The 15,280-nt window shown below is 34.4% G+C and carries 7 protein-coding genes; 2 read left to right on the forward strand and 5 right to left on the reverse strand.

What is annotated here, in order from left to right:
* Window positions 1-197 precede the first annotated feature (197 nt).
* Entirely contained in the window at window positions 198-6,830 is a 6,633-nt protein-coding gene (locus HNS40_RS23805) for a C25 family cysteine peptidase (RefSeq protein WP_172284390.1), read from the forward strand.
* A gap of 56 nt (window positions 6,831-6,886) precedes the next feature.
* On the opposite strand, the gene HNS40_RS20285 is transcribed toward HNS40_RS23805, so the two are convergent.
* From HNS40_RS20285 to HNS40_RS20300, 4 genes are all read right to left on the reverse strand, one after another.
* A complete protein-coding gene (locus HNS40_RS20285) occupies window positions 6,887-7,420 on the reverse strand; it encodes a DUF4395 domain-containing protein (protein WP_172284392.1) in 534 nt (177 codons plus the stop codon).
* Between the two features lie 17 nt (window positions 7,421-7,437).
* On the reverse strand, window positions 7,438-8,031 hold the full coding sequence (locus tag HNS40_RS20290) for an NAD(P)H-dependent oxidoreductase (protein ID WP_172284394.1): 594 nt from the start codon (window positions 8,029-8,031) through the stop codon (window positions 7,438-7,440).
* 221 nt (window positions 8,032-8,252) lie between these two features.
* Window positions 8,253-9,359 carry a phytase gene (locus HNS40_RS20295; protein WP_172284396.1) on the reverse strand — a complete coding sequence of 369 codons (1,107 nt, stop codon included), beginning with the start codon at window positions 9,357-9,359 and terminating at the stop codon, window positions 8,253-8,255.
* 56 nt (window positions 9,360-9,415) lie between these two features.
* Complete coding sequence (locus HNS40_RS20300; protein ID WP_172284398.1) at window positions 9,416-12,184, reverse strand: TonB-dependent receptor; 2,769 nt, start codon at window positions 12,182-12,184, stop codon at window positions 9,416-9,418.
* Window positions 12,185-12,490: 306 nt separating this feature from the next.
* Here HNS40_RS20300 and HNS40_RS20305 point away from each other — a divergent pair, with 306 nt between their 5' ends.
* The gene (locus HNS40_RS20305) at window positions 12,491-13,855 is read left to right on the forward strand and encodes an FAD-dependent oxidoreductase (RefSeq protein ID WP_216664202.1); all 1,365 of its coding nucleotides are present in this window, start codon (window positions 12,491-12,493) and stop codon (window positions 13,853-13,855) included.
* Between the two features lie 66 nt (window positions 13,856-13,921).
* On the opposite strand, the gene HNS40_RS20310 is transcribed toward HNS40_RS20305, so the two are convergent.
* A complete protein-coding gene (locus HNS40_RS20310) occupies window positions 13,922-14,575 on the reverse strand; it encodes a Crp/Fnr family transcriptional regulator (RefSeq protein ID WP_172284402.1) in 654 nt (217 codons plus the stop codon).
* Window positions 14,576-15,280: the final 705 nt, after the last annotated feature.

Below are 15,280 nucleotides of genomic sequence, written 5' to 3' on the forward strand. Positions count from 1 at the left end.
TTTATTGTTAATTGTTTGATTATCAGTCACAAAGATAATAAATACTCATGAAATCTCCTAATTTTATGGTCAAAAATATCACCATTAACAACTGAATTTCAGATAGTTAAAAACCGAACTCAGGTTATAATGTAAATGCAAAATATCCTAACGAAGTTTTAAGCCATACCAGTTCTGGTTTTCAGAGTGGAGTTCAAATGGCAGCTTTAGTTTATTATCCATTGCAATATAATCCTATAACGGACAAGCTTTATCTTACAACCCAATTGGAGTATCGTATTATTTTTTCTGATGCGGCTCATCAGCCCATATCACCACGCCGTATGAGTCAGCAAAATTATGATAAAAGCAAAGATTACCTTAAAACCCAAGTTGAAAACCCAATAGATATTGATATTTATTTTCAATTGGAAAAGAACGATCCTGTATTGTCATCTCCTTTTATGCCCGATGAATTTCCAAACTTTAATGGACAGGCTGTAGAATATATCATTATTACAAATGAAGCTTTGGCGGATGGTTTTCAGGAAATAGCCGATTGGAAAACGAAAAAAGGAGTCCCCGCTTTAGTAAAAACGGTAGAGTGGATATATGCTAATTATGATGGAGTAGATAAGCCCGAGAAAGTTCGGAATTTTATAATTGATGCCTACCAGAATTGGGGAACCCAATATTTTATGCTGGGAGGCGATAGTGATGTGGTGCCAGTTAGGTATGCTTGGATGAGCCCTTTTAATAGTGCCTTAGATTCTAGAGGCCCCTTTGTAGCTGCCGATATGTATTATGCCTGTCTCGATGGTAATTGGAATGCCGATGGCGATGCTGCTTTTGGCGAAGCCAACTGGAATAGGGAAAATGATGGGACTTTTGAACAAGGTGATGATGATGCAGATTTAGATCAGGTAGATCGCTTGCCCGATGTGTATATAGGGCGTATTCCGGTAGAGGATTATATGGAAAACCAAGAGTATGTGGAATTAGAAAACTTTAAAACCAAGTTTTTTGAGTATATAAAAACTTCGCAGGGTAATGAAAATAATGTATTGCTTTTTTCCTCGATGGGAAGTATAAATCATTTACAGCCAGCATTTCCTTCGACAGTTAATTTTACTACACGATATAATACTAATAATTATGATAATATGGATGTTCTTGCCGAATTTAATGGCAGTGGGTCAAATAATACCAATTATCATATAATAAGTGGTCTGGGGCATGGTGGTCCTACCTCATTTGCTGCTGCTGATGGATCCTTAAATCGTGCCCATATGGATGCTTTAACCAATACTGATAGGGGTATGATTTTCTGTATGAATCATTGTTCTACAATGCCATGGGATAAGAACACTGTTACTGAGCATTTTTTGACTGCTGAAAATGGAGGTATAGCTGTAACTGCAAATACTGAGATAAATTGGTCTGATATGGTTAGTTCTCATACAAAACCATTTTTGCAAAATCTTTATGATGTTGACAATATAATTGGAACGTCATTTAATTCCGTAAAATCTATATTTTTTAGTTCTAGTTATAAAGATAACAGAAGAAGAATACAGTTTTTCGATTTTCATTTAGCCGCAGATCCAGAAATGCCAGTTTGGACTGATAGTCCCGATTTGCAAAACCCATTGGTATTAACTACACCTACTAGTGTAGAAACTGGAGAACAAGTCATTAATATCAGCATTGGTCAGCTAGCAACGGGAGTAGAGGCTGTACTTTGTTTATATAAAGAAGACGAAGTATATAGTCGTGAAAATATAGTTGGTACAGGGAGTAATATTAGTGTAAATATTAATTGCACACCCAATACCACAGGAATTTTATATGCTACACTCACTGCTAAAAATTGCCTGCCGGTTGAAAAACAAATACAAGTAACTAGTAATAATGGTATTCATCTTTTTGTTACAGATCTCTCTATTAATGGGGATGAAAATATCGATGCTGGTGAAACTATCAACTTAGGTATTGAGCTAAGTAATTCCGGACAAAGTTATTCCAGTAGTATTCAAGCTACAATAAGCACTGCAGATGCTTTCATAAATATTCAAACTGATCAATCTTCTTATAGTAATATTGGTGGTGGACAGAGTGCATGGGGGCAGAGTAATTTTGTTTTTACTGTGGATAATGATATTACCGAAAATCAGAATGCACAATTTCTTATCACTATTACTGACAATAGTGGGGATACTTATACTGATAATGTATATTTGGAAGTTAGGGCACCAAAACTGTTGCAAGGTAATAGAATAATTACTTATACCACAAATGGAAATGGCACCGTTGAATCTGGTGAAAATGTAAAATTCAACATGGAATTATTGAATAATAGCACGTCCTTATTGCAGAATGTAACGGCAGTATTAACATCAGCTTCACCTTATGTAAGTAATATAATGCAGAATCAAGGTAATTATGGTAATATTAGTTCTTATGATAATCAAACAAATACAAATGATTACTACTTTACAGTTGCCAATAATTATCCTGGTGAACCAGAACCTTTGATTTTTAGTCTAGAGGTTACCAATAATTTCGGACAACAATGGACATTAGATTTTGATCTTCTTGATAAGCCAAACATAGATAATATCAATATAGGCTTTAAAGGAAAGACAACAAGTATAGACTTGTTTTGGACTTCCTATGAAAATATTTTAGGCTATAATATATATAGAAGTGATACACCAAATGGTCAATTTGTAAAATTGAATACTTTTGGTATACTATCTTCTGCTTTATTTGAGGATATAGGTTTGCAAGAGCTTACATCATATTATTATAAAGTATCAGCAATATCTTTGACTGGTAATGAAAGTGAGTTGTCAGATGCACAACAAGCCTGGACTTCTTTAGCGAGTCACCCAGATTGGTTCCCAATTACAGTTTCAAATGAAGAGCATGGAAAAACACTATGGGGTTCTCCTAATATAGTTGATTTGGAAAATGATGGTGAGCAGGAGATTTTTATTAACACAGGTAAAGGTGAAGATGGGTTTAATATCGGAGCTATATTTGGCTTTAGAGAGGATGGAGAAGAGCTTTACGATATTGATGATAACCCAACATCGGTAAGTGGTTTTGCCAATATCGGTATCAGTATGACCAGTACCCCTGCTCTGGGCGATATTGATAACGATGGTGTAATGGAAGTGGTTTCTGCCACCCGAATGGGAGATCCTGAATCTGATGCAACTAAATACAGGGTCTATGCTTATAAAAATCAGGATATAATTGCCCCCTTTGGGAAACCCGATTTAATGTGGGAAAAACAAATTAATTATAAAAACTTTAATGGTGTAGTCTTAGCCGATTTGGATGGCAATAGTACACTTGAAATTATCATCCCAAACCAAAAAGGAGCATACCTAGAGGTTCTTGATTGCAATGGTAATAATTACATTAATCCAATATATACAGGGGATAATTCTTCAAATAATGATGGAGTAAGTATGCCTGTTGCTGTTGATTTGGATAATGATGGAAGCAAAGAAATTGTAATTGGGCTCAAGGGAGGAATCTATATTTATAATCATGATGGGTCCGATTTTGTTGCCAATACTAATCCAGTATATACAGATGCAGGGCGAATGGATTGCCCAGTTATAGCTGCTGATATTGATGGTGATGGGGAATTCGAGATTATATTTATGTCAATAAAAAATTATGTTGGTTACGTTTATGCATTAGAAGCGAATGGTAATTTGGTTTCTGGTTGGGATAATCATGATCATAATATTCCATTAAGTATATCTTATGGAAACTTCTATCAACTACCTTATTTTACTTATGCGGATGTAAATATGGATGGTATTTTTGAAATACTAATTGCAGATAATGAAAGATTGTTAGTATGGAATCAAACAGGTGGTGAAGTTTTAGATAAAGTTCTTCCTACAGGTTTTTTAGGTAGGTGTTTGCAACCTTTAGTTGCAGATATTGATGGGATAGATGATGAATGTGAAATCATATTAACATCAAATTATGGTGAAATATATGCATTTAAGTATAATGGGGATCCAGTAGTTGGTTGGCCTTTGTATTTGAGTGATAATACGGCCTCTATACCTTTAATTGCGGATATAAATGGAAATGGGAAAAATGAAATAATTGCTAGTTCTTATTCAGATATTTTTATATGGGATACAGAAGGAAGTGCAGCAATGAACGAATGGGGAAGATTCCGATTGAACTCATATAATAATGCGGTTTATGATAAATCATGTTCCTATAATCCCATTCCAATGGAAATTAGTGGAAATGCCAGCTGGAATACTGAACGAGTTATTGATAGTGATGTTATTATTAATTCAGGAACATTAACCATTAATGCCAATGTTAAACTGGCTTCTTTATCGAAGATTATTGTAAAACCTGGAGCTCAATTAATTGTAAATAATGCCAAATTAAGTAATAATTGTGCAGAGAAATGGCAGGGAATACAAGTCTGGGGGCAAAAAGATCAACCACAAGAATCCCAATATCAGGGTAAGGTTGTATTACAAAATGCAACAATTGAAAATGCCCATGAAGCTGTTAGCCTTTGGAAATCGGGTGATTACTCTAGCTCTGGAGGAATGATAACTGCTACAAATACTACATTTAAAAATAATAGGCGATCAGTATGTTTTATGTCTTACAAAAATATTCATCCTGTTTTTGGTATAGAAAGTAATTATGCTGCTAGTTTCCGACAGTGTGAATTTATAGCAGATAATGATTATATATTGGATAATCCTTTCCATACTTTCCTTTCGATGTGGGAAGTTAGGGGTGTTCAAGTAAAGGGGTGTAAGTTTATTAATAATGCGGCATTTGATGGTCATGCTCTTTATACTTTAAATGCAGGTTATCGTTTAGATGGCTTTTGTGATGGAGCGACTGGCCCTGATGGCTGTTTGCCTCAACACTGGGACAAGAATGAATTTTTAGGTTTCGAAAAAGCTATTGAATCTTCAAATTCCAATCAATTGCAATATGCTATAAATATTGAAAGTTCTTTATTTGATGCTAATGATTATGGCATTTATTTTACAGGGATCACCAATGGAGCTACTGTTCTTTTCAATGAATTCTATGTTGGTTTTGATGGCAATAGCTTTGAAAAGGGAATATGTAACTATGCTAGTGGTAGAGGTATTCAATTAAATGAATGTTTTAATTTCACTGTTGAGGAAAACAAATTCTTTGAATCACAAAGTAATCCATCGGGTAATGATGTGGTTGGGGTTTTGGTTAATAACTGTGCTTCTGAATATGAAGAGATTTATAAAAATGAGTTTACTGGTTTAACGGTGGGTAATCAGGCGGAAGGAGTTAATCAGCTTTGGAAATCAAAAGAGGTGAATTTTGGTTTAACTTATAATTGTAATATAAATCAGAATAATACCATAGACTTTTATGTAGCTCCTGATGCTAGCATTCGAAGCTTAATCGGAAGTGCCAATATGCCGGCAGGTAATACTTTTTCTTCTACAAACCCTCAGTTTAAAAATGATGGTTTAACAAGTATCGATTATTATTACAATATGAATGAACCAGATGAAGTATTAACCTATGTTTCAAATGGAGGATGGGGTTCCATTACGGCTATACCTATTAGTAGTACTAACTTGTGCCCTTCAAATTATGGAACAGGTGGTGGTACCCCAATCGAATCAAAAATGGTTTTGACAGATACAGAAGTATCTCAACAAGAAGAAGTGTTTTATACCAATCATCAGGATTTTGAGGCCGTAAGTAGTTTATTGAATCAATTGAAGGATGGTGGAAGTACAGAAACAACTAGTTTGACTATTGCTGCAGCACTACCTCAAGATACATGGGAGTTAAGAGCCAATTTATTAGGGATGTCTCCATATTTGTCAGAAGATATATTGAAAGAAGCTTCTGATAGAACTGATGTATTACCAGAGAGTGTATTATTTGAGATATTATCAGCAAATCCAGATGAGTTACGCAATAAGAATTTGATGGATCATTTGGAAAATAAAGAACAACCTTTACCTGATTATATGATAAATGTGCTTAAGCAAATATCAACAGGAATGAGTGCCAAGACAGCCTTGGTTAGTCAGCAAAGTATGCATGCTGATTTAAAAGATAAAGCGGCCCAAGCTATTGTAAAATCAATTATTAATAAAGAAGAATATAATGTAGTAGAATTGAGAAATTGGTTGGGGAATCTTCAAAAACTAGAATCAGATAAACAAATTGTAGGCACTTATCTTTATGAAGAAGATTATACATCTGCAACTAGTTTGTTAAATATGATACCAAGCTTGTATGAACTTGAAGGTGATGATTTGCAGTCGTTTAATGACTTTAAGGGCTTGATGAATATTCAAATTGGTTTAGGTCAACAGGGAAAGAATATTTTTAATCTTTCAAATGCTGATAAAGCACAATTATCAGACTATGCAAACTACAGTACTGGTTCTGCTAAGTATGGAGCTCAAAGTATTTTAAGCTTTGTATATGGTGACGAATTTTGTGATTGTGTTTCTCCGGTTGGAAAATCAGATAAGGGAACTGAGAGTTTTAGTTATACGGAAAATGACATAGCTTCCGCTATTGGCTTAAGTGTAGTTGTAAAACCAAATCCAGCAAATGTTTATGCTTCATTTGATTATGAACTTCCAATAGGATATGAAAAGGCAAATATTTCTATTATAAATACGGAAGGAGAAGTTGTTTACCAAGATAAATTAACTGGTTCAATTGGTCAATTAACTTTGGATGTAAGTAATTATAAAAGTGGTGCTTATTTGTATAAAATACAAGTAGGGAAGTACACTTATACAGAAACATTAATTGTTCAATAAATATATAGGGAACTTATCTAAAAGCAAGGTAGATTTAATCTACCTTGCTTTTTTATTTATACCTCACAAGAATCACCCATACAATTTGGCTTTTCTTCTGGTTGCTTCAAGAGTTTTAAGTAAAGAGCTAAATAGTAGAGTTTGCAACCAATACATATCCCAAATGCCATTTCAGTAAAGATGAGAACCAAACATATAACACATAATACGCAAACTGGAATAAAATAACTTACATCATTTTGTAAGAAAAGGGAAAGGATAAAAATGGTGGAGGCTAGTGTTAATCCTAAACTCCAGGCAAAACGCTTTTGTACTGCACCAATATAAATTGGCGTTTGTTTTCTTACAAATAATCTAGCCAAAAACATGGTGGGTGCAAACCTCGGGTTGATAAATATCCCGATAATGAAATTTAACATTAAAAACCCAGAAACATAGCTTGCAACAACATAGTTGTATCGGAAATAAACTTGATTAAAAGCTACCAAACCCAATAAAAACATTATACCTGCACTGGCTCTAAGGTTTCTTTCTTCTAATACTTTAAAGGATTTGCCTTCTATGGTTTTTCCAAAATTAAAAATTGACATATTAAATTCTTTTTGGTTTAAATTAAATTGGTTAATATTTTTTTATATCGAATTAAATCGTTGCTAATTTGAGGTGCTTTTTTCACATCGAAACAAGCAAATCCTGGTAATATTTCGAATCCACAGAATTTGTAAACAGATGTGATTCCAATAAGCGCTTCATCTAAACTTTTTCCTTGAAATAGATATTGTTCTGTATCATCAAAAGCAATTTGAGGAGCGTTCCAAGTGGAAGACAGTAGAAATTGTTTGTGATGATCTGTTCCTCCTGTTCCGTATTGTTGATTGTGGTGACGAGAACGGCCATCGCTGATCACGATATTTCGTCGTTCAATCAACTTGTTAAATACTTCGTCTATATACTTTTTATAAGTCCATGGCCCAGCAAACCAATACACTGGAGTTTGAGTGATGATGAGGTTGGCCCACTCGTGCTTCTCTGCTTCTTCTTCAATGTCATAGCCAGTATCAATGGTTGTAATTTTCACTTTATGATTAGCCTCCTTAAAAATAGTGGTGGCAAATTCTACTAAATGTTGGTTTAGTTCTCCTTCAGAACTTTTATAATACTGATGTGCATTGATGATCAGTATGTTTTTTTTCTTTTTCATAGCGTGTGAGACTGTATTTTGCAAAATTAGTAATCGTGTGATTCGCTGGTGTTAATGGAATGTTATTGATTTTACGAGTATTGTATAATTTGTTAAGTTGATTTGGTTGGAGGTTTTAGAGGTTTATTAAATTGCTATGGGTTTCAACCCATTGCAATAAAAAAGCTGCCCCCAGAAGAGGACAGCTGACAAAAGGGTATGATACAGATGTTGTTTCTTTTTTAAAAACCTTTATGTTGATTATCAATTAAAAGAGGAGGTTGTATTGATAATGCAATATCTTCCCATGGAACTAACTTAAAGTTTTGTGTATTAGTTTTTCCATTGGATTTGTTCTCGCCATCTTGAGCTATAAAGAAGCCATTCGGATATTCATTCCCCATATTAAGGTTTATCACATCAATGCCATCTGTTTCGCAGGTTCCATCTATGGTTTTACCTTCTCCTATTCTAAAACTTCCTATATACTTGTGTGGGCTCTTTCTTGTAAAAATGGCATAAGAATTATTTCCTTGGCTAGATGCTAATAAGTAACCCTCACCATTTTTTGCAAAATAGATACTAAGACCTTCTACATCAGCCATTATTTCTTTTCCAATAGTGGCATCACAAACCAATTCTTTTTTAGAGTTTCTATTGCGCAGATTTAATTTCCAAATTCCAAAATCTTCCTCTCCAATAAATAGGGTTCCATTTTCATGGTCGGCGACTAAACCTTCGCATTGGTTTTCAAATTTATAGTTTCTGATATTTTTGTATCTGATACTTTGTCCATCAAAGTAAAGCAGGTTTTGTTCCAATAATCCGTCTTTTCCAATGGAGATACTGAAGATTTCTTGAGTGTCCGGATTCTTGTAGAAGCAAAAACCATATATTTCTTCTGAAAGACTTGGTATTTTGAGGAGGGCAAGTGAATCAACTGATGAGTTTTGTTTGTTGTATCGATAAATGGATACCGTATTGTCTGTTCTGTTAGAACCTCCAATAATATCAATTTGATCATTACCTATGTTTAGCTGATATTGCACATCACAATTGTTGATCTTACCCACCGCTTTAAATGAAAGTAAATCGCCATGTAAATTATAAACCCCTAATCCTTTTTGTTTATCTGTTGCAATAATGGTGCTTTTACTTGCATCCTTTTTATTATACCATATGGCAGGGTCATCTGCTGCATCTCCTTTAGAGCTTACAGATGTGGTTTGTGAACTTGCAAAAACATCGGGAAATTCGTCATCGAAATTATTTTTACAGCCACAGCTGATCAGATTTATGCTTAATAGAACCACCATAGAGTATTTTAATAGGTTTAATTTTTTTTTCATTTCTAAATTTTTAAAAAAAGGCCAGCCACACAACTGACCTTTTTGATAAACTCAATCTACTCATTATCTAAAAACATGTCGAATTTAATACCTGCAGTTATTCTGGTATTATAATATTCGGCTTGCATCATTCTGTCTACATGGCCTTGATAATATCTTAAAGGCTGGTTTGTTAGATTACTAGCATCAATAAATATTTTCCAATGTTTAGCAAAGGCATAGTAGCTATTTATATCTAAGTAAAAAACTTGGTCATACCATTTGTCATAAAACTCTGTTTCACCAATCCCTTCTGAATCTCTGAAAGCACTAGCCCAATTGGCTGATACCCTAATGCTAAATCCTTTGTGTTCCCAAGAAATAGATACGTTTAAATTGTTTTCTGGAGTTCCAGGTAATGAAAGTTTTTCATCTTCTCTACCTTCTATCTCAAAGTTCTTTACTTCTGAATAAATATAGGTGTAGTTGGCATAAACTCCAATTCCTTTAAGAGCACCAGGTAAAAAATCTAGTTGTCTTTGGAATGCTATTTCGGCCCCAAAAATGGTTGCATCACCACCATTTACTGTGTTGGAATATTTATCCCAAGTATGACCTTCAAATTCATAATCTCTTAATTCAGTTTCAATAATGAAATCACTAATGCTTTTGTAAAACAATCCTCCAGAAAGTAAACCAATGCTTTTGAAGTAATTCTCATACATTAAGTCTAGGTTGTTAGAAGTTGTAGGATTAAGAGAAGGGTTACCAATCTTGATTTCATTGTCTTCCATATAAACTTCTCTATAAGGAACCAAATCGTAGTAGTTTGGTCGTGCTAGAGTTGAAGTGTATGCAAAACGAATGATTTGATTATCGTCAAGAAAATATTTTAATTGTAAGTTAGGCAGAACATTGGTATAGCTATCTGTAGCTTTAGGAGTTTGGGTAAGTTCATCTTCATCGGCATCATAGCTATAACCTTGCGATTCTAAAGAGGTATTCTCTATACGAAGCCCAACTGTTGCCTTTAATTTTCTCCCTAAGTTTTGCTTGAGCATGATATAAGCCGAAGTAATGTCTTCTGTGGCATTATAATTCCCAGCTAATTCTTCATTCACTTTGGACTTGTCAAAATAATCGAGGTTACCAAGGTTTTGGTTTCCTAAGAATTCGTTGTCAACAAAGTGCCCCGCTTGGTAATCTCCGGCTAAGAAATTGTCTTTGGTTTTATCAATAAGGTTTTGCTGTGCTAAGGCGTTAAAAGAATCTTCATCGAGTGGTTCATATTCGTAGAAGTTATTGTCTCTTTGCTTTTCTTTACCACGGTATTTGGCTCCAACTTTAATTCTGTTTTCGAAGTCTCCTGTCATTAAAGGAATTTCAAGATTTAACTTGGCTTTTAAATCTATTTCATCGGTATATTGGTTTTCCTCTGTTAGCTCTTTTAAGCCATAGTTTGCATTAAAATCGGCATATTCTGGGTCAACCATAAAACTAGGTTTGTTTGGGTCAGTGAAGTTGGGTATTACTTCTACATCTTCTGCATTATAAGAAATATATCTTTCGTTTGGTCTTTCTTCGGAGGCTTTGGCATAAGAAGTAGACCAGTCTAATTTAATATTACCTAACAAGTGTTCACCTTTTAGTTTCCCGGTCATGGTTCTTTGGTCTTCTAAACGAGCTGATTTATTATCGTTGGAACCACCTTTGGTCTGACGACTAATTTCAGTATACCATTTGCCATCCTCTTCATTATACTCTATGTCTTTATATCTTCTACGAAATCTGTTTTCCCAATCGTTTCTGTGATTATAAATACCGCTTAAAGTAATGGTGTGTTTTTCGTTAATCTTATAGTCGAAGGCTAGTGAAGCACTTTTTCTAATTCTCTGTACTTCATATTGACGAACTTGAAAATCGGTGGTATAAACATTGCCATTATCATCCATTTCCCATTCAGCTTCTATATTATCTGAACCAAGTGGATTGTCATAATAGGAACCACTAAATACAACACCTAATTTGTCTTTTGCAAATCTTGTGGCAACAATAGCGGAGGCTGTTAATGTAGGTTTGTTTGAGATAATATTATAACCAGATCCTAAAGTAGCAGAGAATCTTGTGGAGGAAGGAGCAGAACGAGTAACTAAGTTAATCGAGCCTCCAATAGCATCAGCATCCATATCTGAGGATAGGGTTTTAGTGACCTCAATGGTTTGAATCATGTCAGAAGGAATTAAATCTAACTGTACTGCTCTGATATCACCTTCTGCTGATGGCATTCTATCACCATTAATGGTTACAGAGTTTAATCTTGGTTCTGTTCCTCTCACATGGCCAAAACGCGCTTCTCCTTGGTCATATTGCACATTAATACCAGGAATTCTTTTGATGGCATCCCCAATATTTGCATCTGGGAATTTACCAACTTGATCGCTGGCAACGATATTGGTCACATTATCGTTGCTTTTTTGTTGGTTTAGAGCTTTAGCCTGACCTTGTAGCTGATATCCAATTTCAACTTCATTTAATAATAAACCAGGAGTTAGTTTGAAGTTTACTTCTGAATTCTCACTTACTTTAATTTCAACTTCTTTTGTTTCGGAACCATAACCAATATAGCTCACAGTAATAATTTGCTTACCAACAGGAACTTGCACTAAAGTGTAGAAACCATTTACATCGGATACGGTTCCTATTTCAAGAGCTTCAATATTTATGTTAGCACCAGGAAGTGGTAGTTTGTCATCATCGAGGATACGGCCTGTAATGACAGAAGTGGATTGGGCGTTAATAATAAAACTGAGGGATAATAACATTAATAAAAAGCTGATTTTCTTCATTTTGATTTGATTTTAGTTTGATGCGAAATTAGATTTACTGCTTGCAAATCGTGTTTTTTTGCTTTTATGATAATGTTAGTTTGACGTTAATATGGGTGTAAAATCTCATTCTGTTTAAATGAAATTAACAGACTATTCATGCTTATTCTTCTAATTATTTTTTTTAAAAAAATGAGAAAAAATTATAATAAAGAGAATATGCTCATTATATTTGCAAAATGAAATGTGACCAGACTCCCAATTTATATTTATGATTGTCAGCCTTCTTGCATAGAGAAATGAGATTTATAATTTAAAAAATGAATGATGAAAAAAACTGATGTTTTAATTATTGGTAGTAGTGCTGCTGGATTGGTGGCTGCAACTACAGGTAAGAGAGTTCATCCTAATAAGGATTTTACAGTAGTAACAAAAGCTCCTCAAACTCTTATCCCTTGTGGTATTCCTTATGTGTTTGGAACCGTTGGAACCACAGATAAAGATATATTGCCAGCTGAGATGATGTTTGAGAAAACAGGAGTTGATACTATTCATGATGAAATTATAGAAATAGATAGAGAAAAGAAGACTGCTATTTTGAAATCTGGTGAAGAAATTCAGTATGATAAATTAGTGATTGGCACAAGTTCTAACCCTTTAAAGCCAAAATGGTTAAAGGGAGTGGATTTAAAAGGTGTTTTCGCAGTTCCAAAGGATAAAGTGTATTTAGACGAAATGCAGACTAAGCTCAATGATGCCAAGAAGATTGTTACCATTGGGGCAGGATTTATAGGCGTAGAAATTTCAGATGAGTTGGTTAAAGCTGGTAAGGAAGTGGTTTTGATAGAGAGACTTCCTCATATCTTGGGATTGGCATTTGATAAAGATATCTCTATGCGGGCCACTGAGATTATCGAAAAAAGAGGAGTTAAATTAGAAACAAATTGCACTGTTAAGGAATTGATTGGAACTGATAAAGTGGAAGCTGTTTTGTTAGAGGATGGCAGAAGAATAGAAGCCGATGCTGTTATTCTTAGTTTGGGCTATACTCCTAACTCCAAGTTGGCGGCTGAATCTGGTCTAGCAGTTAATAAGCAAGGATTTATTTCAGTTGACGAGTATATGCGCACCGAAGATTCAGATGTATTTGCGGTAGGTGATTGTGCTGAGAAAAGAGATTTCATCACTCGTAAACCTAGTCAGGTGATGTTGGCTTCCACTGCTTGTGCCGAAGCTCGAATTGCCGGAATGAACCTATTCAAGCTGTCTGCCATTAAAACATTCAGTGGGACAATTTCTATTTTTTCAACAGCTCTTGGAGAACATGGTTTTGGAGTAGCTGGTTTAACAGAGAGAGTTGCAGAGGCAGAAAACTTCGATTTTGTTACTGGAGTATTCGATGGCATAGATCGGCATCCTGGCTCTTTACCTGATACGCATAAGCAGTATGTTAAATTGGTAGTTGGAAGAGAATCTGGAGTGATATTAGGAGGAGAAGTGGCAGGGGGCTTATCTGTTGGCGATTTAATAAATACCATAGGTTTTATCATTCAAAATAGGATGACTCTTAATGGTATTTTAACTGCTCAGGTGGGAACTCATCCTCTTATGACTGCATCTCCAGCTGGTTATCCTTTAATAAAGGCGGCGGAAAACGCTTATTCCAATATTTTAGCCGTAAATAAACAATAGATGATAATCATCAATAATAAGTAATTTTATTTGTTTCAGCCTCCTCAATTTACGAGGGGGCTTTTTTTATCCAGCATGACTAATTCGTTTGATCAGTTCTGTGTTTAGAATTTTAATTTTCTTGCCTTGTACTTCTATCAATTGGTCTTCAGTAAAGCCATGGAATAGTTTTGTTACAGTTTCTCTTGTAGCTCCAATATATTCTCCAAATTCAGTTCTTGTTAGAGGGAAATCAAACTCAATTCTATTAAATATATTCTCAGAAAAATACAAGAGCCCATCAGCAAATTTTGCATGACTTTGTTTCTGCATTTTGTTGACGCACTTTTGATAGTGGTTTACAGTTTCTCTACTTAAGGTTTTAATGAGTTCTAGCGCGAAAGCCCCATTTATCTCAATTAATTGTTGATAGCCTTTGTATTCAATGAAACAGGAAAATACTTCAGAAAGTGCTGATACAGAGTAGCTATGAGTTTTATTTGCAAAAACATCTGGAATTCCAACAAAGATTGGACCTTTATCTATTTTTAAAATTTCATCTTTTCCTAGTGGGCCTTTGATGTGAAGTTTCACTATCCCTGATTTGACAAAAATGATATTTTGAGTAAATAGACCCTGTTTTATGATATGTTCTCCTTTTTGAAAAACAACTTCGGTACTGGTGCTACATAATAAGTCTAATTCATTTTCATTGAGGTTGAAAATTGGACTGGATTTCACAGCACAGTCTTTGCAAGTATTATGTTTTATCAGTTGACTCATGGTATTAGTATGTATATATACAAAGGTAGCATTTCAATCTACGAAATACCATAAGTAAATGAGATATAGACTTCATTTTATTAGTAATGTTATCACACTTTGGGTTAATTGATGCACGGGCGATTTGTTAGGTATTATAAGTAATTATTAGGTTTTTTGTAATACGAAATTTAAAAATGAGAAATCATGAAAACACAGAAGAATTTAAGATTATGTGGGTCGTTTTGTATGGCTATTTTACTTGGGGTTATCGCTTTTAATTTCATTGGATTATTTTTGGGAATTCTATATTTAACTTTACTATAATTAGTGCTTGCCAGAAAACGCCTATTTCTTCGTTACTCTTGTTTTGAAAATTGTTATTTACAAATGTAAACGCCTGATATTCAAAGCTTCGAAAGTCTCGAACTTGACGCCTTCTGACTAAGCACTCCAAAAATCAGTAGTTTTCTTGCTGACACTAATTAGGGTGTTCATATAACTTCGCAGTATAAGTGCCTGCTGCACTTTATCATTGGAGTTATAAAAGTGGTAATGGGTCAAGTCAAAATTCTGGGGGAATTGATTTTGTATTCATCAATAATTATCACAGTTTAGACTGTTTGTTCTGCATTTGTGTTGATGTTTTGAAAGACAAATCTAATGTGTCTTCATACTTTTTTG

It is taken from the genome of Lentimicrobium sp. S6 (genome assembly GCF_013166635.1).
GTDB lineage: Bacteria > Bacteroidota > Bacteroidia > Bacteroidales > UBA12170 > UBA12170.